Annotated in this window: 20 protein-coding genes and 1 riboswitch; of the genes, 6 read left to right on the forward strand and 14 right to left on the reverse strand. The window is 49.6% G+C overall.

Going from position 1 to position 24,610, the window contains the following annotated elements; translation table 11 throughout:
* Window positions 1-70: 70 nt before the first annotated feature.
* The 3 genes from DW922_RS10255 to xylB are packed head-to-tail and all read right to left on the reverse strand — an operon-like array spanning window position 71 to window position 3,690.
* Window positions 71-1,555 carry an L-fucose/L-arabinose isomerase family protein gene (locus DW922_RS10255; RefSeq protein WP_118726473.1) on the reverse strand — a complete coding sequence of 495 codons (1,485 nt, stop codon included), beginning with the start codon at window positions 1,553-1,555 and terminating at the stop codon, window positions 71-73.
* Window positions 1,556-1,589: 34 nt separating this feature from the next.
* Window positions 1,590-2,207, reverse strand: coding sequence for a DUF4867 family protein (locus tag DW922_RS10260; RefSeq protein ID WP_118726474.1), 618 nt, complete (start codon window positions 2,205-2,207; stop codon window positions 1,590-1,592).
* Window positions 2,208-2,220: 13 nt separating this feature from the next.
* A complete protein-coding gene (gene xylB / locus DW922_RS10265; protein WP_118726475.1) occupies window positions 2,221-3,690 on the reverse strand; it encodes a xylulokinase in 1,470 nt (489 codons plus the stop codon).
* Between the two features lie 404 nt (window positions 3,691-4,094).
* Here xylB and DW922_RS10270 point away from each other — a divergent pair, with 404 nt between their 5' ends.
* Window positions 4,095-5,108, forward strand: coding sequence for a LacI family DNA-binding transcriptional regulator (locus DW922_RS10270; protein ID WP_118726476.1), 1,014 nt, complete (start codon window positions 4,095-4,097; stop codon window positions 5,106-5,108).
* A gap of 263 nt (window positions 5,109-5,371) precedes the next feature.
* Window positions 5,372-5,953 carry a 50S ribosomal protein L25 gene (locus DW922_RS10275; protein WP_118718150.1) on the forward strand — a complete coding sequence of 194 codons (582 nt, stop codon included), beginning with the start codon at window positions 5,372-5,374 and terminating at the stop codon, window positions 5,951-5,953.
* A gap of 97 nt (window positions 5,954-6,050) precedes the next feature.
* Here the strand turns inward: DW922_RS10275 and DW922_RS10280 are convergent, their stop codons facing one another.
* Entirely contained in the window at window positions 6,051-6,638 is a 588-nt protein-coding gene (locus DW922_RS10280) for an HD domain-containing protein (protein ID WP_118726477.1), read from the reverse strand.
* Between the two features lie 241 nt (window positions 6,639-6,879).
* On the opposite strand from DW922_RS10280, the gene DW922_RS10285 reads away from it, so the two are divergent.
* Window positions 6,880-7,899 (forward strand): sugar kinase, encoded by a 1,020-nt coding sequence (locus DW922_RS10285; RefSeq protein WP_118726478.1) that lies wholly within the window; start codon window positions 6,880-6,882, stop codon window positions 7,897-7,899.
* Between the two features lie 155 nt (window positions 7,900-8,054).
* Here the strand turns inward: DW922_RS10285 and pdxA are convergent, their stop codons facing one another.
* The 5 genes from pdxA to DW922_RS10310 form a co-directional block, all read right to left on the reverse strand.
* Window positions 8,055-9,092, reverse strand: coding sequence for a 4-hydroxythreonine-4-phosphate dehydrogenase PdxA (gene pdxA, locus DW922_RS10290; RefSeq protein ID WP_347560296.1), 1,038 nt, complete (start codon window positions 9,090-9,092; stop codon window positions 8,055-8,057).
* A gap of 152 nt (window positions 9,093-9,244) precedes the next feature.
* Entirely contained in the window at window positions 9,245-10,204 is a 960-nt protein-coding gene (locus tag DW922_RS10295) for a 2-keto-3-deoxygluconate permease (RefSeq protein ID WP_118718152.1), read from the reverse strand.
* Window positions 10,205-10,228: 24 nt separating this feature from the next.
* Complete coding sequence (locus DW922_RS10300; protein ID WP_347560304.1) at window positions 10,229-11,362, reverse strand: glycerate kinase; 1,134 nt, start codon at window positions 11,360-11,362, stop codon at window positions 10,229-10,231.
* Window positions 11,363-11,378: 16 nt separating this feature from the next.
* Complete coding sequence (gene larA, locus DW922_RS10305) at window positions 11,379-12,656, reverse strand: nickel-dependent lactate racemase (RefSeq protein ID WP_118718154.1); 1,278 nt, start codon at window positions 12,654-12,656, stop codon at window positions 11,379-11,381.
* 27 nt (window positions 12,657-12,683) lie between these two features.
* Window positions 12,684-13,907 carry a four-carbon acid sugar kinase family protein gene (locus DW922_RS10310; protein WP_118726480.1) on the reverse strand — a complete coding sequence of 408 codons (1,224 nt, stop codon included), beginning with the start codon at window positions 13,905-13,907 and terminating at the stop codon, window positions 12,684-12,686.
* A gap of 166 nt (window positions 13,908-14,073) precedes the next feature.
* On the opposite strand from DW922_RS10310, the gene DW922_RS10315 reads away from it, so the two are divergent.
* Window positions 14,074-15,921, forward strand: a complete 1,848-nt coding sequence (locus tag DW922_RS10315) for a sigma-54-dependent transcriptional regulator (protein WP_118726481.1) — start codon at window positions 14,074-14,076, stop codon at window positions 15,919-15,921.
* A gap of 10 nt (window positions 15,922-15,931) precedes the next feature.
* Here DW922_RS10315 and DW922_RS10320 read toward each other — a convergent pair whose 3' ends face one another.
* Together DW922_RS10320 and DW922_RS10325 are read right to left on the reverse strand one after the other, a co-directional pair.
* On the reverse strand, window positions 15,932-16,477 hold the full coding sequence (locus DW922_RS10320) for a carbonic anhydrase (RefSeq protein WP_118726482.1): 546 nt from the start codon (window positions 16,475-16,477) through the stop codon (window positions 15,932-15,934).
* 245 nt (window positions 16,478-16,722) lie between these two features.
* Window positions 16,723-17,946, reverse strand: coding sequence for a cation:proton antiporter (locus tag DW922_RS10325; protein ID WP_118726483.1), 1,224 nt, complete (start codon window positions 17,944-17,946; stop codon window positions 16,723-16,725).
* 92 nt (window positions 17,947-18,038) lie between these two features.
* Window positions 18,039-18,112, reverse strand: a riboswitch (Fluoride riboswitch).
* Window positions 18,113-18,249: 137 nt separating this feature from the next.
* Here DW922_RS10325 and DW922_RS10330 point away from each other — a divergent pair.
* Both DW922_RS10330 and DW922_RS10335 read left to right on the forward strand, forming a co-directional pair.
* On the forward strand, window positions 18,250-19,968 hold the full coding sequence (locus DW922_RS10330) for a diguanylate cyclase (protein WP_118726484.1): 1,719 nt from the start codon (window positions 18,250-18,252) through the stop codon (window positions 19,966-19,968).
* Window positions 19,965-21,884, forward strand: coding sequence for a GGDEF domain-containing phosphodiesterase (locus DW922_RS10335; RefSeq protein WP_118726485.1), 1,920 nt, complete (start codon window positions 19,965-19,967; stop codon window positions 21,882-21,884). The genes DW922_RS10330 and DW922_RS10335 overlap by 4 nt, the downstream gene beginning before the upstream one ends.
* 96 nt (window positions 21,885-21,980) lie before the next feature.
* Here the strand turns inward: DW922_RS10335 and DW922_RS10340 are convergent, their stop codons facing one another.
* Genes DW922_RS10340 through DW922_RS10350 form a run of 3 tightly spaced genes read right to left on the reverse strand, consistent with a single transcriptional unit; the run spans window position 21,981 to window position 24,551 of the window.
* Window positions 21,981-22,472 (reverse strand): GNAT family N-acetyltransferase, encoded by a 492-nt coding sequence (locus DW922_RS10340; protein ID WP_118726486.1) that lies wholly within the window; start codon window positions 22,470-22,472, stop codon window positions 21,981-21,983.
* A gap of 17 nt (window positions 22,473-22,489) precedes the next feature.
* Complete coding sequence (locus DW922_RS10345; protein WP_118726487.1) at window positions 22,490-23,557, reverse strand: oligopeptide/dipeptide ABC transporter ATP-binding protein; 1,068 nt, start codon at window positions 23,555-23,557, stop codon at window positions 22,490-22,492.
* Window positions 23,544-24,551 carry an ABC transporter ATP-binding protein gene (locus tag DW922_RS10350; protein WP_118718162.1) on the reverse strand — a complete coding sequence of 336 codons (1,008 nt, stop codon included), beginning with the start codon at window positions 24,549-24,551 and terminating at the stop codon, window positions 23,544-23,546. The genes DW922_RS10345 and DW922_RS10350 overlap by 14 nt, the downstream gene beginning before the upstream one ends.
* Window positions 24,552-24,610 lie beyond the last annotated feature (59 nt).

The following is a 24,610-nucleotide window of genomic DNA, read 5'->3' on the forward strand; positions in this document are numbered from 1 at the left end:
AGACAAAAACAGGGTGAAGCCCCTCTTTCTGAGACTTCACCCTGTTTTTCGTTATAGAAATCCGTTCATTTTATGCAAAAGGATTTTCTGTCGGATAGCGTACACCCGCCGGCTGGTTGTAACCAATTTCCTTCACATCAACGCCAATGTATTTAAATACTTCATACAGTGCTTTTCCGTAATGGCCGAATGCCACGGCACCGTGATGCGGGAAATTACCCTCAATCAGCACATGACGGTAGAAACGTTTCATCTCCGGAATTGCGAATACGCCAATGCTTCCAAAGGAATGTGTTGCCACCGGAAGAACCTCTCCGTTTGCCACATAGGCTCTCAGTTTGTTGTCTGCGGTGCTCTGCAGACGGAAAAACGTAATATCACCAGGAACAATATCGCCTTCAAGGGTTCCCTGGGTTACCTCTTCCGGAAGGCTTCTTGCCATAATGAGCTGATACTTCATCTGACAGAAGGAAAGCTTTTTCGTGGTGGTATTGCCGCAGTGGAAGCCCATAAATACATCATGGCTCTTGTAGTCAAATTTATCCTTGATCTCGCTATCGTAAAGATCGTACGGCACGGTATTGTTGATGTCCAGAAGTGTCACGGCATCCTGGCTCACGCAGGTTCCAATGAACTCACTTAAACAGCCGTAGATATCCACCTCACAGGATACCGGGATACCGCGTCCGGTCAGACGGCTGTTGACATAACAAGGCACAAAGCCAAACTGAGTCTGGAATGCTGGCCAGCATTTTCCGGCGATCGCCACATATTTGCGGTAGCCCTTGTGTGCCTCGATCCAGTCAAGCAGGGTCAGCTCATACTGTGCAAGCTTTGGCAGGATCTCCGGCTTCTTGTTGCCCTCACCCAGTTCTTGTTCCATATCTGCCACAACATCCGGGATTCTCGGGTCTCCCTCATGCTTGTTGAAGGCTTCAAACAGATCCAGTTCCGAGTTCTCCTCGATCTCCACGCCCAGATTATAAAGCTGCTTGATCGGAGCATTGCATGCCAGGAAATTTAACGGTCTCGGACCAAAGCTGATGATCTTTAAATCAGACAGTCCAATCACCGCTCTTGCGATCGGCAGAAATTCATGGATCATATCTGCGCACTCGTCTGCGGTTCCGACCGGATACTCCGGAATATAAGCCTTGATATTGCGCAATGCCAGATTGTAGCTTGCATTCAGCATGCCGCAGTAAGCATCTCCGCGTCCCTGAACCAGGTTATCCTTGCTCTCCTCTGCTGCGGCAACAAACATTTTCGGCCCGTCAAAATGTTTTGCCAGCAGAGTCTCGGAAATCTCCGGTCCGAAGTTTCCAAGATATACAACCAGCGCATTACAGCCGGCTGCCTTGATGTTCTCAAGTGCCTGCACCATATGGATCTCACTCTCTACGATACATACCGGACACTCGTAGATGTCTTTTGCATCGTACTTTTTGCTGTACGCATCCACCAGTGCTTTTCTGCGGTTCACAGACAAAGACTCCGGGAAACAGTCACGGCTCACCGCAACAATGCCTACTTTTACTTCTGGAATGTTATTCATGCTTTTATCCTCCTAAAATAAAATTGAATGAATCCTATACTGTGATATTCTCTCCAACCAGTCCCAGATGGCTTCCCTCCGGCAAACCACCTTCCGGATGTCCGATCAGCCATTTATTGGTTGCCGCAAGCAGCTGGTCTTCCCAGCCTGCATGTACATCTTTCAACGGATAATTCGTTCCGCGCGGAAGTATGATCCCAACCCGGAAGCCCTGGTTTCCCACGCTGCACGGCGCATAATGCAAGGTTGTGGCATACACTTCTACTGCCGTTCCCTTAGGCAGTAAAAATGCTTCCACCAGAGACGTGTCATAAGTAAATTCCGGTGTGATATCCTGCTGATGCCCAACCAGAAGAATCGCATCCGTAGCTGCCACATTGATTTCTGAAGAACGGTGGTACTCCAATGCATTCAGTTTGTGGTTATGCCCATTGCAATAGCCAATCTGTACCGGCATCTCTCCATATGCCTTCCCCTCTAATAACTGAAATACCGGTTCCGCCTCCAAAGCTTCTACGGAAGGTTCATACACAACAGCTTCCGGAAGCGGCGTTTTTTCCTCCAGTGCCCGGATCAGTCCGGAAAAATCAATCTTCTCCACTATTTTTCCATATTTCCGGAATTCCGGATCTGTCACTTTCTTTATTTCCATGACATATTCCTCCCTATTTCATCAGCGCAAATAACGGTTTACAGGCCGGGTAGATCTGACGGAACACCTGGTAACGTGCTTCATATTTTGCCACCAGTTCCGGTTCCGGCTCTACTGTTCCGGTAATCTTCACGATCTTATGGGCTGCTTCCTCCACGCTCTCATATTCCCCGCAGGCCACTGCAGCCAGCATAGCACCGCCCAGAGCCGGTCCCTCTTCACTCTCGATCATGTCCACCTTCAGGTTCAGGACATTTGCAATGATCTTTCTCCACAGCGGACTTTTCGCACCGCCGCCGCATATCTTCGTGCGCCCGATCTGAATTCCAAGGGATTTTGCTACTTCCAGGGAATCACGCAGTGCAAAAGCCACACCCTCCAGCACTGCCTGGGTCATATCGGCACGGCTGGTGTCCATGGTCAGGCCGATGAACATGCCGCGGGCATTCGGATCGTTGTGCGGAGAACGCTCACCCATAAGATATGGAAGAAAATACACATGATTATCTCCCAGCTTTCCAATCATCTCCTGCTCTTTTGCATAATCCGAAGTTTGCAGGATTCCATCCATCCACCACTTATTGCAGGAAGCCGCACTGAGCATGCAGCCCATCAGGTGATAATGTCCATCCGCATGGGCAAACGCATGCAGTGCGTTATGCCTGTCCACGCCAAATTTTTCGGAGGCAATAAAAATGGTCCCACTGGTTCCAAGGGAAATATTGCACATGCCATCTCCCACGGTACCGGTTCCAACTGCGGCTGCTGCATTGTCTCCGGCACCTGCTGCTACCCGTACTGTATGAGAGATCCCAAGCTCATCCGCGATTTCCGGGAGTACGGTTCCCACGCACTCGTAAGACTCATAGACCTTTGCCAGCTGTTCCCCACGGACTCCGCAGATCTCGCACATTTCTTTCGACCAGCATCGGTTCTTCACATCAAACAACAGCATGCCGGACGCATCCGACACATCGGTGCAATGCACCCCGGTCAGACGGTAAGCGATGTAATCCTTCGGGAGCATGATCTTCGCGATCCGCGCAAAATGTTCCGGTTCCTTATTTTTAATCCATAAAATCTTCGGTGCGGTAAATCCCGTAAAAGCAATATTGGCCGTATATTCCGAAAGTTTTTCTTTGCCAATGACGTTATTCAGATAATCACATTCCTCCCAGGTCCGTCCATCATTCCACAAAAGCGCCGGGCGGATCACCTGGTCGTTCTGGTCCAGGATCACAAGGCCGTGCATCTGCCCGCCAAAGCTGATGCCTGCCACCTGGTCTTTGGCACAGCCGTCAAGCAGTTCCTTTAGACCGTCCATAGTACCGGTAAACCAGTCTTCCGGTTTCTGTTCCGACCAGCCGGGATGTGGAAAATAAATAGGATACTCTTTAGAAACGATCTTTTTGATCTGGCCTGCTCCATCCATCAGAAGCAATTTCACCGCTGATGTTCCAAGATCTATTCCGATATACAGCATAGCAATCCTCCCTTTTTGTAATGCACCGCTCATTTCGTGCACGTGCACGTTTCTAGTTCTTATCTTATCGTTTTTGAGAACACTTTTCAATACTTTGACATGATATTTTTCATATCGCAACTTTTTTTGTTGAAAATGCATAAGTTTCTTTCCTGTTTTTTGCTTTTACGCTTCTTTTTCTGTTTCTTTTTCCTATATCAGTCCACTTATTTGTTTTATTTACGTGCTCGTGCACGCTTCCCTTCATTTGACTTTTTCCCTTATTTTGTGTATTGTTTATTTCATAAAGAATACCTTCCTGTACCCCGGATCTTTTGTTCCTGACATTGCCCATGAACAGCAACGGTCTTTCCCGGCTGTTTCACAAGGACCGGGAAATACAGAAAACTGCATGGAGGATTTTCATGGCACGAATCAAAGATATCGCAGAACTGGCCGGCGTCTCCCGTGGGACCGTGGACCGGGTTCTGAATAACCGGAGCGGTGTCAGTCCGCAGACTGCCGATAAAATACGGGAAATCGCAAAAGCCCTGGACTACCGTCCCAACAAAGCCGGGCTGGCTCTGGCTGCACAAAAGAAAAAAAATAAGATCGGCGTTGTCCTATTTAGCAAGAATAACCCCTTTTTTGATGAAGTCAGCGAGGGCGTACAGACAAAAGCCCGGGAACTTGCTGACTATGGCATAACAACGCTGACCAGACGGGTTGAATTCGACGTAACTGCCCAGCTTGCTGCCATTGATGAACTGCTAGAGGAAAACATTCAGGGACTGCTGCTGGCACCATACAACCATCCCTCGATCCAGGAAAAAATCGACACATTGGTTTCCCGGGGGATTCCGGTCATCACAGTCAACACGGACATCTGCGGTTCCCGGCGAATGGCCTACGTTGGCAGCGATTACATCCGTGGTGGCCAGACTGCTGCCGGACTCCTTGCACTCATGACTGATGGAGAAACAAGACTTGGCATCATCACCGGTTCCAGGAATGTGCTATGCCACTCCGAACGTATCCGCGGGCTCACTGAAACATTGGAATCGTCCTATCCCAGAATCCACATCGCCGAGATTCTGGAAAATCATGACGACGAATTTGAAAGTTATGCACTGACAAAGCAGCTTTTGCAGCAAAATCCACATCTTGATGCCCTGTTCTTTGTTGCTGCCGGTGTATCCGGCGGCTGCAAAGCCATTCAGGAATCCGGGCGTCATCCAAAAGTTGTTACCTTTGATGAAGTCCCCACGACCCTGGATATGCTGCGCTCCGGTGTCATATCCGCCACCATCAGCCAGCAGCCCCGCAGACAGGGTTCCCTCTCCCTGAATCTGCTTTTTGAATATCTGACTGCCGGGACACTACCGGTTCAGGAAAAAAATTTTGTTGAGCACTCCATCAAAATCCGGGAAAATGCCTAATTTCCTCCCGTTTATTATTAGCAGTCTGCATAAAAGAGTGCTAATTTCTGAAAATATTGCTAATTTTATTTCTTTGTGTACTGTTTTTTTGTAACTTTTTCAAGGTTCACTTTTTTCCAGAAGTGCTATAATACAGTCAGTGCAAGAAGAACCAATCGATGTTTAAAGCAACACATCAAGCTCTCCAGCTACACGAATGAATAACGATTATAAGACCGGAAGGATTTCTTTCTCCGGCCATTCAAAGTAGGAGGCAGATTATTATGATGACATTAGCAGCTGAAAAAAGAGACCCTGAGGTAAAGGCAAAAAAATTAAGAAGAGAAGGCTACACCACCGGCGTTTTATATGGTCGTGAGATGAAAGAAAATGTAGCTCTGAAATACGCAGAAAAGGATGCCTTGAGCTTCATTAAAAAAGCCAAAGAGGGTGCACAGACCATGCTGGATATCGCAGGTGAAAAGGTCGATGCCCTGGTAAAAAATATTGATTACGATCCACTGAGCAAAAAAATCCTGGCACTGGATTTCCAGGCACTGGTCGCAGGTGAAGTTGTATCTGCAACCGTTCCGGTCACCTTTGTAAATGAAGAAGTCGTTCAGGGCGTCTTCGAACCAGAGATTACCGAGATTCATTACAAAGCAGACCCGGCACATCTGCTTGACCCGATCGAGATCGATCTGGCAAAACTTCCGCAGGGAACCAAGACGTTGTATGTCAAAGACCTGAAGCTGGAAGAAAAAGGTGTTACCGTAGTTACCACTGCCGATTCCCAGCTGTTCCATCTTGGTGAATATGCAAAGGTTGAGGAAGATACCGAGGAAGAAGCACCTGCAACGAAATAATAATTCCGTACAATAACAAACAAGGGGTGCAAGTTCCCGCAGCTGCCAGACATGGCGGCTGCGGAACTTGCGCCCCGTTTGTATTTCCTATATAAAATTACTCTTTGATATTCCCCTTTGCAATATTCTCTTTCAGGATCTGGTCCGTGATCTCGAACAGCTTTTCCGAGCCTTCGCGGGTACGGGACTGTCTTCCGTAAACCTGCTTGGCCGTAACATCGTGACGTTTCCAGTCTCCACCGTCATTGCTGTTATTCAATAAAAGCGGCTGCAGGTTATCCAGCGCTCTTGCAAATTTTGCTTCCGGGGTCTTGCGCTCTTCAAATTCATCGAAGATTTCCACCAGCTTCTCTTTCTGGTCATCCGGGAGCAGGGAATAGATGCGTTCTTTTGCTGCGTTTTCCCTTGCCTTCTGGGTTTTCAATCCTTCCGTATCGTAGGCGTAGGTGTCCCCCGCATCGATCTCCACCACATCATGGATCAGGCACATAAGCATAACCCGCGCCACATCAATCTTTTCATTGGAATATTCCTGCAAAAGATATGCCATGAGCGCCATATGCCAGGCGTGCTCCGCGTCGTTCTCATTACGCCCGTGTCCCGTCAGGTGCGTCTGACGGAAAATATTTTTCTCTTTATCGATTTCCAGAATAAAGTCAATCTGCTTCTGTAAACGTTCGTCCATACTGATTCCTCTTTCTGCACACGATATGCCGGTTCCATTTCCTATTTTTCGCGGCTCATGCCTTTCACTACATAAATTCAGTTCAGAAAATTCCTATCCGTGTACAATAACATTCTACCACAGCTTTTCCCCTCTTTCAGCCACAAAATACATTCTCTCTACCCAAAAGCGTGGTATAATGAAACCACCGAACCTAAAAAGACAATCCATAACCGATTCTTATTGAAAGGACAATCTTTCCATGAAAATACTTACCTTCGGAGAAATCATGCTCCGTTTAAAAACACCGGACCACCTTCGGATCGTACAGACAGACGGCTTTGAGGCCAGCTACGGCGGTGCGGAATCGAATGTTGCCGTGTCACTTGCCACCCTTGGTGATGACGCTGCATTCGTTACCAAACTTCCAAAAAACCCGGTAGGCGATGCCGCATTTAATGAGCTGCGCCGCTACGGGGTCGATACCTCCCGCATTCTGCGTGGCGGTCCAAGACTCGGCATTTATTACTTTGAAAAGGGCAGCGATATCCGCCCGACTAACGTGCTTTATGACAGGGCCGGAAGCGCCCTGGCCGAAGCAGCTGCCAACGAATTTGACTGGGAAACGCTGCTTTCCGGTGTCGGTATCTTCTTCTTTTCGGGTGTCACTCCCGCAATCAGCGATTCTGTGGAACAGGCGGTTCTGGGTGCACTGAAATACTGCCACGCACATGGCATCACCGTCATCTGCGACTTAAATTACCGTGCGAAAATGTGGTCCCGCGAGAAGGCCCAGTCCGTCATGAAGGAGCTGATGCAGTATGTAGACCTGTGTATCGCCAACGACGAGGATTTCGAAGCAACCCTTGGCATCCACGCCTTCGACGGTGACATGGCCCACGGCATCGACCAGATTGAAACTTACCGTCAGGGAATGAAACAGATTCAGGAGCTTTACCCGAACTGCGGCGCCGTTGCCAGTGTCTTGCGCAATTTGAAAACCGCTGAGGACGGGGACTGGATGGGCATTTATTTGAAAGACGGACATTTTTACGAAAGTCCTGTCCATACCGTGCATAGCTTCGAAGCTGTCGGCGCAGGGGATGCCTTTGCCGGTGCCCTGATTCATGGGCTTGTCCACCAGTTTTCCCCACAGAAGCTGATCGACTTTTCCATTACCGCCAGCGTTATGAAGCTGATGATCCAGCATGACTTCAATCTGGTCAGCGAAGACGAAATCCTCCGCATTATGAAAACCGGGGACACAAATGTCATGCGCTAGAAGAATTTCCTTACATTAAAAAACAGGAGATACCAGCGTCTGCGCCGATGTCCCCGTATCTTGCCAGATTTATGTGCCGGACAGTGCCCTCGGGGACTGTCCGGCTTTTTTCACTTGAACTGGCTGCCGCAGTTTGTTCTGCAGCAGCCTAAATGTTATGACTGCCGGTTATTTGCAAACATGACTGCGTATTCGATGGAATTACGCAGGCTCAGCTCGCTGGCAGTTCCGGTTCCTGCCTGGTCAAAGGCGGTTCCGTGGTCTACGGATACACGGATGATCGGAAGTCCCAGGGTAATGTTCACACCGGAAACTGCATCCCACGCCTTTTTCTCATGATTGTATACAAAGCCTACTACCTTTAACGGAATATGTCCCTGGTCGTGGTACATGGCAACCACAATGTCATACCAGCCGCCTCTTGCCTTGGAGAATAAGCTGTCCGGCGGTACCGGGCCGTCTGCGTTGATGCCCTCTGCCTGGGCTGCCTCGATTGCCGGGATGATCTCATCAATCTCCTCATGGCCAAACAGCCCGTGCTCGCCGCTGTGCGGGTTCAGGCCTGCAACACCGATCTTCGGCTCCTTGATTCCCAGCTCCTTACATGCCTTATCTGCGATCCGGATGACATCCAGCACACGCTGCTTCTTCACGCGGTCGCATGCCTCGCGCAGGGATACATGGGTGGAAACATGAACCACTCTTAAGTTCTCATGGGCCAGCATCATGGTGTAGTTTTTGGTTCCAGTCATCTCTGCATAGATTTCGGTGTGACCGGAATAATGATGTCCAGCCAGGTTAACAGCCTCTTTGTTAAAGGCGTTGGTGACAGTTGCATCCACCTTATGCTCTAACGCAAGGTTGATCACCTTTGCCACATACTGGAAGGCTGCCTCGCCGCACATAGCGGAAACCTCACCGCGTTTTAACTGGTCCATATCGACCAGTCCCATATCCAGCACGTCGATGGTCCCGTACTCAAATTTTGCATCCGCAACATCCTTGACCGAGTTGATCTTCATTTCCGTGTGTCCTACGATCGGCAGTGCTGCCTCCATCACACAGGCATCTCCCACTACGACCGGACGGCACAGGTCATATAAAGACTTGTCCGCAAAAGCCTTCACGGTGATCTCCGGTCCAATGCTGGCCGGGTCTCCCATGGTAATTCCCACAATCTTCTTTTCGCTCATACCAAAACCTCCTGAATCTTCCATTTCATATCACACTTCTATCTTACACGGAAAGGGCCGGAGGCGTCAATCCATCCGGCCCTTTCCTGAGCGATTACACAACGGATTTTGCCAATGCTTCACAGTCACGGGCCAAAAATCCATTCATTTTTTTATTTCTTAGCTGCTCTGCGCTTCTCTTCCATCTTGTGAAGGGTAGATACCAGTAACGGACAGCAGATCGCGGTAACAATGATCGCTGCGGTGATCTGTGCAGTTGCTGCCTCAGATACTGCTAACAGGGTTGCATCTACTGCTGCTACGGATGCCGGAGTTGCTGCTGCGTTTCCTGCAGTAGTACCGATCGCACCACCAACCTCAGGATAATCCATCTTTAACAGCTTGTAAACCAGGTAACCGGCAAGACCGGTGATCACGGTACATCCAATACCTAAGAGGATACCAGGAGCGCCTGCCTTTAACAGGTTCATGATGTTTAAGCCTGCACCCAGCGGGAATGCGAAGAACGGGATCAGCATGGAAGCACCCGGCTCGCAGAACTTACGGATATCTTCGTCCAGGTTACCAAGAATGCAGCCTACGATAACCGGAATGATACATCCAACTAAAACAGACATCGGGATCTTTGCAACACCGGCAGCGCCTAATGCTACCATGGTGAAGAACGGGCCATCGTTGATGGACAGGATGGAAACTGCACCTACGTCAGTCGCATCGCCGTACTCACCTGCAAGAGCTGCGTACAGACCACCGTTTGAGTTAGCAAGCGCACCTACGATTGCCAGGGTAGACAGGCCAAGGAAGCCAGCCTCGCCAAAGAGCTTACCGCAGATCAAGCCGATGATGATACCCATACCAACCTTTACCAGCGTGATCGTTACGCCTTTATAGATCGTAACACCAGCCTTCTTAAAGTTGATGGTTGTCGCGTTACAGAAAATGAATACTGCCAGGATCGGCATTGCACCGGATTTCCAGAGGTAAGTGGTAAAGGTACCATCAAACATGGTCCAGATGGTGCCGCCGAAAAACGTGTTGATGATCGCACCTAACAGCAGCGGAACTACCATTAATCCGCCAGGAATCTTTTTCACAGTTTTTAAAATGTTCATTCTGTTATCCCCCTTTTAAAGCATTTACTTTGTTGCAAGTAATCTTAAAATGTTATCGACCGTGTAGCCAAGGTTTTCCTTGCTGTGGTGACGGCTGACCGAGAAATCCTGTGGCAGGCGGTTGATCGGGAATACTGCGGTCACGCCCATCTCGTAAGCTTTATCAATCTCACTGTCATCTGCACCACCTACAACAGCGATCACATTCTTATTCTGTTTCTTCGCACGCTCTGCGATGCCGATAACTACCTTTCCGCGAAGGCTCTGGGAATCCAGCTTGCCCTCTCCGGTAATGATGTAATCTGCATCCTTGATCATCTCGTCGAAGTTTACGGTATCCAGTACAGTCTGGATGCCCATCTGGAGACGGGAGCCAAAGAAAGCGATCATGCCGGCACCCATGGCACCTGCTGCACCAGTTCCCGGTACCTGGCTGATGTCCTCGCCGGTTGCCTCTGCGATCACGCGGCTTAAATTCTTAATGCCTGCATCCAGCTCCTCAACCATTGCCTCGTCAGCACCCTTCTGAGGTCCGAAGATGTAAGATGCTCCGCTCGGTCCGTACATCGGGTTGTCGATATCGCACATGGTAACGATCTCAACCTGGTCGAGAACCTTTGCTTTTCCGCTCAGGTCGATCTTTGCGATGTCTGCGGTGGTTCCGCCGGTCGGAACAAACTCCTTGCCGTCCTTGTCGTAGAACTTGATGCCTACTGCAGCTGCTGCCCCGCATCCACCATCGTTGGTGCTGGAGCCGCCAAGACCTACGATGATCTTCTCAACGCCGCTTTCTGCTGCTGCAAGGATCAGCTGGCCAACGCCATAGGTCGTGGTCAGCTTCGGGTTCTTTCTGTCCTCTACTAACGGAAGACCTGCACAGGAAGCCATCTCGATGACTGCAGTTTTTCCTTCATGGATCAGTCCGTAGTAGGAATCCATGTCCTCGAAGTAAGGATTCTTTACCTTTACGGATACCTTGCTGCCGCCAAGCGCAGTCAAGAATGCGTCTACAGAGCCTTCACCACCGTCCGCAACCGGAACACATGCGGTTTCTGCCCCAGGAAAATGCTTCTCTACCTTTTCCTTTGCGATCTCGCAGATCTGCTCAGAGCTTAAGGTTCCTTTAAAGGAATCCGGTATCAGGATAAATTTCATAATATTCCTCCTCTTTCGATTATTCTCTTACGATCACGGATACGCCATCCGGGATTACGGTTACCTTGTAATCGTCCTTCTTCACGATTGCTTTTGCCTTCTCCATAGCCTCTTCCATGCTGTGTGCCGGAACCATATGCAAATCCTCTACCAGCTGGTCATCGCAGGAGGAAACAAATACTACGGTTGCCTTTAACAGCAGTCTTGCAAAGATCTGGGACTGCCACTGGTCGATGATGGTCTCCTCCGGCTTTCTGTCGAGGAAGGTCTGCATCATACGGTTCAGATCTTTTTCATCGCGGAAGGTCTCATGGAAGTACTTGCCGCCATGTCCGTCTGCTGCCTTGGAAAGCATGATGATCACGCCGCCCTCTTTTACAGTTGCCTCTGCTGCGGTCATGCCCTTTACAGACTGGTAAATATTCTGATCCAGCGGGTAACCACCGTTGGTGGAGATTGCGATATCTGCCGGGATCGCATCTACCTGGCACTTGGAAGCAAGGAACTCACGGCCAACTCTGTGAGCCAGATCGCAGTCACCAGCTACTGCAAAGATCGGATCATGTGCTGCGTCGATGACAACATTAACGATGAAGTCCAGTCTTGCTGCTCTTGCTGCGTACAGCATATCGTTGTGGATCGGGTTGCCCTCGATCACGCCGGTACGTGCATGCGGGTCAGCAATGAAACCGGAGTTGTGGTTGTACATAACAGTCTCACGGCTTGCAACGCCCGGAAGGACACTCTTTCTGCCGCCGGAGAAGCCAGCGAAGAAGTGCGGCTCAATAAAGCCCTCTGCTACTAACAGGTCAGCCTCTGCTGCCAGACGGTTGATGATCAGGTTGCCGCCGGACGGAAGCTTTCCTAAGTAAACCAGATTGTCCTTATCGTCGCAATCATGCACTACAATCTTCTCGTTTGCCATGATCTCCGGACCAAATTTTGCTGCCAGCTCTTCCTTAGTTGTAGTTCTGTGAAGACCGGTAGAGATCAAGATGGTGATGTCGGCATCCGGGTTTCCTTTACGGATCTCGGCTAAGATCAGAGGCATCATGATATGGCTCGGTACTGGTCTGGTATGGTCAGAAGAAATAACCACGATCTTTTTCTTGCCTGCTGCCATATCGCACAGTCTCGGGGTTCCGATCGGGTGCTCCAGGGCATCCTGTACCAGCTCTGCACCGCTCTTCGGTGCCTTGTAGCTGTGAAGCTCAGATAAGAGAACACCTGCAAAATGCTCATCTTCGATCTTTGCTGTTAATTTTTCTTTTCCGTAAGGTAATGCAAATTCTTTCATTGTGATTCCTCCTTCATGATATATGGATTAAATCGTTTCCTTTAACTTTCTCAGTGCAAATGCAACCGCGTCGTCTTCCCCGAACGCTCCCGCCTTGGTAACCAGCTTTAAGCCCTCGAAGGAACCGCCCTTCACCCGGACTAACGGGATGCCTACCCGGATCTCGGAGAGGATCTCCGATCCGTCTGCCTCGATGTTTGCCAGCATTCCCAATGCAGTATCGCCTCCGGTCAGGAATACTCCGGATACCGGAACCTGATTCAGTACCTGCAAGGCCAGATGACCGATGATGGAACGGACCTTATCGCCGGTCTCTACCGGTCCGAGGCCAAGCTTTTCGCCTGCCTCAAAAGAAAGCTCCAGCTCCTCCCTGTCATACGAGGTGTTCGCAAGAAGAATGGTGTCCTCCCCATTCTTTAAGGATTCTATGGTCTGCTCCAGATAGGAAGCCGTATCCTCCTCGCCGGAAAGGATCCGGTGCATCGGAATCTGCACCATGTGGATTCCCTTTTTCTCACAATATTTCATCTGGCGGTTTGTGACAGTGCTGACACTCGCCACGACACCAAACGCCGGAAGGGACGGACGCTCCAGCTGCATAAGATTGTCCGCAAGGCCAGCCGTTCCGATGTATAACACCTTTTTCCCGGTCTGTCCGGCTGCAACCAGGATCTTTTTCAGATCGTCGTTCGTCTCTGCATCGCAGGCGTAAATTCTTCCCTCATCAAAGCTTAAGTCCCTGCTGCGCACATCGGGAAGGCGTTTTAAAAATACCTTTTCGTCATAGCTTGTTGCAAGCATACGGACCAGATTGTCTTCCACAACCGGGTTTTTCGGATCCAGAGCCAGCTCTGTCCGGCAGATTTCCACACCGTTTAAGCACTGGACTCCATCTACCGTTGTACGCCCCAGATCTGGAAGCGCCGGTGCAAAAACGACCAGCTCCGGCTGGAACTTTTCATCGACCGCTTTGACCTCCGCCGCAATGTTTCCTCGCATGGTAGAATCCACCTTCTTGATCACATAGCGGAAACCTGAGAAATCCACCGACTCTACCGCATGGGATACGATCTCGTATGCGTGGTCCGGATGTACCGTCCGCGATTCCGTATCGATCACAACCGAATGCTCCGTTCCGACCGGTTTCCCGGAAAACAACACCTCCGTTGCAAAGCCCCTTCTCCGAAGCTGCACACCAGTGTCATTCGCGCCAGTGAAATCGTCCGCAATGATCAGGTATCTGTCCTCCAACTGTGTTCACCCCTCTCTTACTGTTCATTTTTGAAACACTTATATCTTAATTTTCAAAAATTTAAGATTTATTTCTCATACGATTTATATTCTACACGCAAATAGCTTTGATTTTCAATGAATTTATTGTATAATATGTTTAACTTTGTAACACTTGGAGGTTTTTATGACGAAAAAAATCCGCATTCTTGGAATCGCACCTTATAAAGGACTTGTCACACTCATGAAACAATGTGCACTGCAGTACCCGGAAATTGAGCTCAACGCCATGGCCGGCAGCATGGAACAGGGACTTGCCGTTGCCAGACGCTACAGCGAGCAATACGACATCATCGTATCCCGTGCAAATACCGCAAACATGATCTCACAGGCCGTCCACATTCCTGTCATCGATATCGGCATCAGCTACTACGATGTTCTGCGCTGTATCAAAATGGCCCAGAACACCAGAACCAAATTTGCTCTGCTGGGCTTCCAGTCCCTGACCACCATTGCCAAAAATCTCTGCGATCTTTTGCAGATCAAGCTGGATATTTTTTCCTTTTCCCCTGAAAACTGGAAGGATTCCGACCGTCTGCTTGATAATATGAAGGAACAGGGCTACAAAACCGTTATCTGCGATATGATCCCCTACGACCACGCAAAGCTGATCGGCATTACCCCGATCATCCTGACCTCCAGCGCAGAAAGTGTGCGGCTGGCGATCGAGGGGGCAATCCGCACCTGGCACCAGAACCAGAGACTGCTATCCTCCAACGCCATGATGCAGACGCTGATCCACAGCAGCTCCAACCGCCACCTGATCCTGGATCTAAACGGTAACTGCCTGTACTCCACCCTGGATGCAGGAAAAGAGGACGCCTTCATCGAATGCCTGAAAAAGGAAATCTCCAAATCCAAAAACATCCCGCGCCGTTCCTTTTTCATTACCTTGGAAAACCAGCTCTATTCCATCCGCTCCAGCTTCTCCGAGGAGGGAGAGGAGTCCTACCTCATTTTCCGTATCATGCCATCCAAGATCCCGCTCAGCCATTCCAAATACGGCATCACCATTATGGACAAAGAAAGGGCAGAAAAAAACTTTTCTGAAAGCTTTTACAGCAACACAGAGCTCGCACGCGGCATCATCGCTGCCACCGAAAAATTCGCCGCCTCCGACGCACCGCTCATGATCACCGGCGAGATTGGGACCAGCAAGGACCGTATTGCCTACATTTACTACGCCAAGAGCCATCGCTGCAACAATCCGCTGTATGTGATCAACTGTGCCCTGTTAAACGACAAGACCTGGAATTTCTTGATCAACCACTACAATTCCCCCTTCACGGATAATGGGAACACGATCTACATTTCCAACCTGGGCGTGCTCTCCTTGCAGCGCCAGAAGCATCTTCTATCCATTATCCTGGATACGAACCTTCAAGTCCGCAACCGGCTGATTTTTTCCTGCACCCAGTCAAGGGACGGACATCTTCCCCACGCTGCTCTGGAATACAGCAACATGCTCGGCTGCATCCCGCTTCCCACCAATCCGATGCGAGAACAGAAAAACGATCTGGTCGCTTCGGCCAGTCTTTACATCGATACGTTAAACCAGGACCTTGGCCGCCAGGTAGTCGGCCTGAGCGATGAGGCCGCACGCCTTCTTCTGGATTACGACTACCCCTGCAACCGGACGCAGTTTAAACGGATACTAAAAAAGGCAGTGCTGGGAACCAGCACCGCCTATATATCCGGTGAAACCATTGAAACTATATTAAAAGAAGAATCTGTTCTGTTTCCGGCCGAACATCCCGCACACGCCACATCCCATGAAATATCTCATGAGATGTCTCACGGGCAGCCAGCCGCCGAAGAAAAACCAGCCTTCTCCTTAAACCTGGAGCAGTCCTTAGACCAGATCAGCCGCGACATTGTGCTGCACGTTCTGGCACTCTGCGATGGGAACCAGACCGCCGCCGCAAAACGGCTCGGCATCAGCCGCACCACGCTGTGGCGCTATGTCAACCGGTAGACTTCTTATTTTAGCCCTCGACCCGTCTTAACTCTCCGGTCGCAGAATCCATGATAAATCCGTTGATGCGCACATCCTTTGGCATCAGCGGATGCTCCTTTAAGCGGCGCACAGTCTCGTGAACGGAAGATTCCACAGACTCAAAGCCGCCAAGCCAGCGCTCCAGGTCAACACCACTGTGGCGCACAATATCAATGTGCTGCTGGTCAATGCCGCGCTCCACCAGCTTCTCTAACATCTCGCTTCCATCCATGCCCTGTACGCCGCAGTCGGTATGGCCGATGACCATAACTTCTTCCACGCCCAGTTCCAGAATACCGACCAGCAGGCTTCGCACCACGCTGCCGTAAGGATGCACGATCACGCCACCTGCATTCTTGATGATCTTGGCATCGCCGTTTTTGATGCCAAGCGCAGTCGGAAGAAGCTCCAACAGGCGGGTATCCATACAGGTCAAAATAGCCAGCTTTTTGTCCGGGTACTTGCTGGTTAAGTACGGCTCGTAGCCCTTGTTCTCCACAAATTTCCGGTTGTATTCCATAATTTCATCTATCATAGGGTATCACTCTCTTTCTATGCGATCTGAAAACCTGGCAACTGCGTAATACTCCGCAATTACCAGGCACAAGTATATCCGATTTTTGTGAAATTGTCAGCACAGAATGGCTTTATTTTATAAAAATTTCACAGGAAAATTTCGCTGTCCACTATCTCCCATACATATTCCATAACCTGGTATTCTTCGATCAGCTCGCAAAAACCAAGAGCTTTCAAAAACTGATCCTGGCTTTTTTCTGAATTTTATCGTTTTTTGTCAATTTTTATCAGAGTGTTATTTCCCAGCAGTTGTTCAAAGCTGCTATCCATGCCAAACGCACCAAGCGGTGCCGTGATGAGAATCGCCATGACTGCCACAGAAAGTACGATCTGCCCGCAGGGCAATCCCATCGCCATCGGAACAGAACCGATCGCGGCCTGCACAGTTGCCTTCGGCAGGTAAGCAATCACGCAGAACAGACGCTCCTTCCAGTTCAGCGCTGTCTTTACCAGACAGAGCAGCACGCCCACGGTACGGAAAAACAGGGCAACTGTGATCATAACAACCGCCGCCAGTCCAGCTCCCACAGTATAACGGATATCCACCGCCGCACCCACCATCACAAACAAAAGTACCTCTGCTGCAAGCCACAGCTTTCCAAACTTTTCAGACAAACGTGCAGACACCTCTTTGATACTGCGCAATTTCAGCACGCAGGCCATGCTGACCACAGCCAGAAACCCGGACACGGAAATGAATGGCTTTAACCAGGTTTCCACCGACATGAGAAGGAAGGAAACTCCGAGTACGATGATCACTTTCATGCTGTTGCGGACATAATGCTCCTTCGCATAAGCCGTCTCAAAGAACAGACTCAGCAGCCATCCTGCCACCTCACCAACGATCACGCCGCTGATGATGGAGACCGGGATATTCACAAAATCCATCAGTCTGGCACTTCCGCCCTGCGCCATCCCGGAAAACGTAGAAAACAGGACAATGACAAAAATATCATCGCAAGAAGCACCCGCCAGTATCATCTGCGGAATGCTCTTTTTCGTACCATATCCGTTTTCGATCAGCTTCACCATGCGCGGCACAACAACGGCCGGTGAAACAGCGGCCAGAACAGCTCCCATAACAGCGGCCTCGATCCGGTTCACACCAAGGATCACAGGCGCAAACAATACATACCCAAGAAGCTCAAAGCTCGCCGGAACGCAGGCCATCATCACGGCAGGCCGTCCCACCTTCTTTAGATCGGCCAGGTTCAAGGATAGTCCGGCCTTTACCAGAATGATGATCAGCGCCATCTGCCTCAGCTCGGATGAAATAGACAAAATGGACGGATCCAGCAGATCCAGCACATACGGCCCAAGCACAATACCGGTCAGAAGCATACCGATGATGCGCGGCAGTTTCATACGTGCACAGATCGCCGCCATGGCCAGACCTGCCAGAAAAATGAATGATAGTGATGTTAACATATTTTCTCCTCCTTATTGTACGCGAAATCATCGGACGCGCCACTGGTGACTCCTCGATATGCAATGCAAAAAAAGCTGGTGACCCCTGTGATTTTCTCACAGAAGTCATCAGCCTTATTTCAGCGGTTTTGGTTTCCCACGGGAGAACTTCATTCCCAGGCGCTATTTTACTGTATTTTCCACGGTTTGTAAAGCGAAGATTCTCATTTTTGCCATCTAATCTTGTCATCCAAACACTCTGTACGATATAATAAGACTATCAGGCAAAATTCTATACCTGCATTCTACATTAGGAGATGGATCATGAATAAACTTTCGAAATGGAAAAAACTGGAATACGCAGCAATTGGTTTTCTGCTGCTGTGTCTGGTCTTTCTGTCATTTTGCTTTTATAAACCAGAGCCTGCCGTGAACGCGCCGGTATCCGTTGTGAGCGACTGGTACCGACTGCAGGACGGACAGCGCATCGAAGTGAGACTTCCGGCAAACCTGACACCGGGACCTGACGGCAGCCTCACGCTGTATTGTGACAAACTGACCAGATCCGATGCCGGGAAAATTTTTTCCGCCCGCGGCATCCAGTATGGCCTTGAGATCCGCATGGGAGACTCCCTTCTTTATCAGTACCGGGAAAATGCGTTTCTGAAAAATGACCAGATGAAGGGAAAACTCTGGGCTGATGTTTTCCTCCCACAAACGACCGGAAGCAGTCCGCTTTGCCTGGTCTATAGAAACATGCCAGACAGCCCCCAGTTTATTTACGCGCCCATTTTCGGTCCCACTTCAGCAGTGACAAGACAGCATCTGATTGACCATGCGCTTTCCTTTGCCGTCCTGGCGGGCATGCTGGGCATTGGGATTCTTTCCCTTGCCATTTACCTGTACCTGAAATATCACGATTTTCACGAACCACGTTTTCTGGATGTCGCACTGTTTCTGTTCCTGTGTTCTCTGTGGTCCTTTACCGACTCAGGGATTTATCATGTATATGGAAAAGAAATTGCGATTGGAAGCCTCATCTCCTTTTACGCATTCATGCTGATGTCCGTTCCCATGCTTCACTTCGTACAAAATACTGTGACATTAAAAAGGAGTCCGCTTCCCGGTCTCTGGATCGCAGCCCTCTATGCCAATGCTTTTTTCCAGGGGATCTGGTACCTTTTGACAGGCATACCGTTTATCCATATGCTTTTCCTCACACATATCCTGCTGTTTTCCGGAGTCATTACCATGATTTTGCTGTTACGCCGCGAATACCTGACCACACACAACCGGGGAGCCGGGCTTTGTCTGATTGCATTCGCGATCCTTGGCGTGGGCGGCATTATCTCCCTGATCTTATACTGGCTCTTTAAGATCTACTGGTATGATGCCATCTTCCAGTTTGGAATCATGCTGTATATCCTGCTTCTGTTCTGGGGTCTGATCTGTAAGATCACAAACGATATCCGCTTCCGCATGGAACAGGAAATCCGGGAAAAAATGTCCATGGAAGACCGGATGACCGGCTTGAAAAACAAAAAAGCCTTCGAACATTATCTTGCAAAACTGGAACGGCATTCTGATGAATACGCAAATGCATTCCTGGCATTTCTGAAACTGGAGGATCTGAAAGAAGCCAATGCGGCCTATGGCATGAGTGCCGGAAATGAACTGATCATCAGTGCCGCGCAGTGTATCCAGAATGTCTGCAGGGAACTTTCACCGGAACCGATTGAATGTTTCCGTACCGATGGAAATGAATTTGCCGTCATTCTTACCGATCCAAAAATTTCTTTTTCTGACTATGAAACCATGCTGCAGAAAGAGATTCGCAGATTCAATGCGTCCGGCAGCAGCCGCTGCCAGGTATGTCTTACATTGGGACACAGCTATTTTAAAGACAGCCTGGGAAATACACAGAGTATCAGCAGCTGGAAGAGCCAGGCCGATTATGACCAGCACAAAAGCAGCGGACAGACCGCCGCTTCCCAGGTCAGCAATCCATACAAAAGAATGTCCGAACAGGAGGAATCCTTATGAGTTATAATTCCGATTTTCTGATTGCCGCGTTCATCATTCTTACCATCGTTCTGTGGCAGTTTTTTAATCAGAAGCGCCCAAACGATCTGAATAACCGCACATTTCTTTATTTGGCAGTGCTTGGAATTCTGGATGTATTTTTTGAACTGATCAGCACTTACTACATTGCTTCCGGTCATAGTGATTTTGGAATGGGCGCCATTTTGTCCACTACCATCTTTTACCTAATGCAGACCTTGCTTCCTTTCGTTCTGGTCTGTTACATCCGGACCTTTCATAAAAAAGAGCACATTCATCCCGGTGAAATGTTCATCCTGGGCTTTCCAACACTTATCCTGCTCTTTTTGATCCTGAGCAATCAGTTTACCGGCAATATGTTTTTCTTTGAATCTCAGACCGGTTACGTAAAAGGCCCACTGTACATGCTCATGTATTACTGTGCCCTGCTCCATATTGCAGAAGCCACTCTGATCATCATTTTCCGGAGAAAAGCACTTGGTCCGGCGACCATCAAGGCACTGTTTCAGATTCTTGTACTGTCGGCTTTCGGTGTCATCGTTCAGGCGCTGTATCAACCGCTTTTGATGACTGGATTTGGGCTCAGCCTTGCAGTCCTGACACTGTTTTTGACCATTAACAATCCACATGCCAATACCGACAGTCTGACCGGGCTCTATGACAAACCATACTTCATCCGGAAAACAGAAGAATTTCTCGCGGAAAAGAAAAGTTTCCACGTGATCACCATAACCTTTTACCAGTTAAACCAGATCAACCGGGCAGCCGGTACCCAGAGTGGGGACCAGTTTCTAAAGCTCATCTCCGAACAGCTTCAAGAAATCTGCGGACTGCAGGTTTTCCGCATCACCGGAAAACGATTTCTCGTACTGGCCTCTTCCCTGCAGGAATATGAATATTTCCTGACGGAAATAAAAAAGCTTTTTCAGCAGAATTCCGGACTGAATGCAGAAACTTCTGACAAGCTATCCTCCCCTGCCATTCTTTGCGGTATCCTCAATGCAGAAAAGCTGAATGATGGAGGGTCCATCCTGGAATATGCAGAATATCTGGAATCTCTTGCTCCGCGAAATGGCATCGTTGAGACCGTTCAGGATGACCAGAAAACCATGAGCAGCTTTGTGTATAATAAAGAAATCGAACAGTTTCTGCATACCGCCATTGAAAAGGATCTGTTTGAAGTCTATTACCAGCCGGTCTACTCCCTGGATGAAAAATGCTTCGTTTCCCTGGAAGCCTTAAGCCGCCTGCGTCACCCGACGTACGGCTGGATCTCTCCCGATATGTTCATTCAGATTGCAGAAAGGAACAGGTTGGTCGACCAGATCAGCGACCTGCAGTTTCGCCGTGTCTGCCGCTTCCTCAAAGACCATGAAGATCTGATGAAACAGCTCCATACGGTCAAATTCAACCTTTCTCCGCTGGATCTGATCAAAAATGACTGCAGCCGCCGCTTTATCCGGATCATAGATGAATTCGGTCTCCCGCATTCCTATTTCCAGTTTGAAATTACGGAAACCGTGGCAACCGAATACAATAATATCCTGAATCAGGCTGTCGAAGAATTTTCCAATGCCGGGATTCTCTTGTGCCTGGATGATTTCGGCTCCGGCTATGCAAACTTTAATACCGTCATGCGGCTTCCGTTTGCTGCGATCAAGCTGGACCGCTCCCTGCTCTTTCACATCTGTTCTGATGTCAAAGCCGCTACCTTCTATCAGAGTATCGTGGCTGCATTCCAGCAGATGGGCTATCTGATCATTTCAGAGGGTGTGGAAACCCAGGAAGAACTGGACCTGCTGGAACAGTGGGGTGTCAATATGATCCAGGGATATTATTTTTCCAGACCTCTGGCTCCGATTGCGCTTCTGGAACTGCTCACCGAGAAAACAAACTAAGCGGATCCAGAATTCCTACCGTCACAGCCGGATCCATATCAAAAAAGCTGATACCCTGCGTTTTTTCCGCAGAAGTCATCAGCTTTTTTCTTTCTATTATAATGCTTTTTCGTAACACCAGTAATCGTGTTCGTGTAAAAAACACTCCCCGACTGTTTCATATTCAAACACCTTATAAGACGCCAGTGCTTTTTTATTTTCCTTTGCCACCAGGATGTGTACACTTTTAAATTCCTGGCTGCGCAGTTCCTCTATCGCCCCCGCCATCAGCTTTCTGGCAATTCCCTGGTTCTGGTAGCTTTCGCGCACACCGAGCCTGGAAAGTTCCCGCCCCGGCTGAAGCTCTTTCGTCCAGCAGGACAGCGTTTCCACCTTTGGATCTTCATCGATGGAGATAACTCCGGCAATCTCTCCGTTTTCTTCGTTCCGCAGACAGAATAATGCATTGCGGGACAAGTCAAAGTCTACGTCACTACGAGACGGATAGTCTGCTGTCCAGGCACAAAACGGAGTGCCGACCAGCGAACGGTAGAGAGCCAGGACCTCGTCCGCCTCTTCTTTTCGCACATGCTCAAATACAAATTCCATGATCTGTTTCCTCTTTTCTATTGCTCCGCGCTCTCAAGCGGGAAATGACAGAACACCGTTCTATCCCCAAAACTCTTACATGGCGGCTGCTCTTTTCCACAAATTTTCTGTGCATACGGGCACCTCGTGTGGAATTTACAGCCAGACGGTGGATTCACCGGAGACGGGATCTCGCCGACCAGCAGCTCCTTTTCTTTGGTCCGAAGATGCGGGTCTGCCTTCGGGATCGCGTTCATAAGAAAGCGGGTGTACGGGTGCAGCGGATGCGCATACAGCGACTCCGTATCCCCGATCTCACAGATACTTCCCAAAAACATGACACACACACGGTCTGCGATAAATTTCACCACGCTCAGATCGTGGGAAATAAACAGATACGTCAGCTTATATTCTTCCTGCAGATCCTTTAACAGGTTTAACACCTGGGACTGGATGGAAACGTCCAGCGCGGATACCGGCTCATCGCAGACGATCAGTTTCGGATTCAGTGCGATGGCACGGGCAATGCCAATTCGCTGGCGCTGTCCGCCGGAGAACTGGTGCGGATACCGGTTATAAAATTCTTCCGGGATCCCGACCTCTTTCATGAGCTCCTTCACCCGTGTTTCCAACTGCTTTTTATCTTTCATTCCATAAGTTGTCAGCGGCTCTGCAATGATCTTCGCCACGCTCATACGCGGATTTAAGGAAGCGTACGGATCCTGGAAGATGATCTGCAGCTGTCTGCGGATCTTCGCAAACTCCGACTCCTTCATGGCAGTGATATCCTGCCCCTCAAACTCCACCTTACCGGAGGTTGCCTCCAGAAGGCGGATCAGCAAGCGCCCTAACGTACTCTTTCCGCAGCCAGATTCTCCGACCAGCGCCAGCGTCTCACCTTCGTAAATTTCCAGGTTGACATCAGACACTGCATGCACCACCAGCGGATCCTTCTTTGTGCCGCCAATAGGGAATTCCTTTACCAGATGATTGGTGCGAAGCAGAAGCTTGCGTTCACTCGTGCTGTTTTCTGTCTGCTGGTTTTCTGCCAGCCCATCCAGACATGGCTGATCTGCCAGCCATGTTGTGTTTTCAGTTGTCTCCATTCACGCTCACCTCCTCTGCTCCGGCATTTTCGCTCCGAAAGCACCGCACCTTATGCCCTTCGGCACTCTCATACATCTGCGGTTCTTCATTTCTGCACCGCTCCACCGCATATTCGCAGCGGGTACAGAAGCGGCAGCCCTTCGGCAGATGTAAGAGGTTCGGCACCACGCCCTCGATCGTGTAAAGCCGTTTTTCCTGTCCATCCAGCTTCGGAATGGACTTTAAAAGTCCCTGCGTATAGGGGTGCGCGGTATGGTCAAACAGCTCAAAGGTCTCTGCCTGCTCCATGACCTTGCCCGCATACATGACATACACATAGTCGCAGATTTCCGCCACCACACCCATGTTGTGGGTGATGAGGATGATCGAGGTTCCCTGGTCCTCACAGAGTTTCTTCATCAACTGCAAGATCTGTGCTTCAATGGTCACGTCCAGCGCCGTGGTCGGCTCGTCGGCGATCATCACCTTCGGGCGGCACACCATAGCCATACCGATCATAACTCTCTGGCGCAGACCGCCGGAAAGCTGATGCGGATAACTCTTATAGCGCTTCTCCGGCTCCGGGATTCCGACTGCACGGAAAATGTCAATAACGCGCTGCTTTGCTTCTTCTTTTGAAACTTTCTGATGCAAAAGAATGGCCTCCTGCACCTGCTTTCCCACCGGATAGACCGGGTTTAACGAGGTCATCGGCTCCTGGAAGATCATCGAGATCTCATTTCCGCGCACCTTCGCCAGTTCCCGCGGGGAAAGGTGGGTAATGTCGCGTCCCTCCAGGGTAATGCTTCCGCCTACCACCTTGCCCGGGTAACGCAAAAGTCCCATAACAGACATGGCGGTCATACTCTTTCCGCATCCGCTCTCTCCTACAATGCCAATGATCTTTCCAGCCGGTACCTCAATGCTGACGCCATCCACTGCCGGCACCTCCCCCTTCGCGGTAAAGAAGTGGGATTTCAGATCACGGATATCTAATACGATTGAATCGTTCATGTTCTTCTCCTTTTCATTCCTGCCCCTGTCAGGCAAAAATGCTCCTTCTCTGCTGGCAA

Source organism: Clostridium sp. AM42-4, from assembly GCF_003480105.1.
Taxonomy (GTDB): Bacteria; Bacillota; Clostridia; order Lachnospirales; family Lachnospiraceae; genus Brotaphodocola.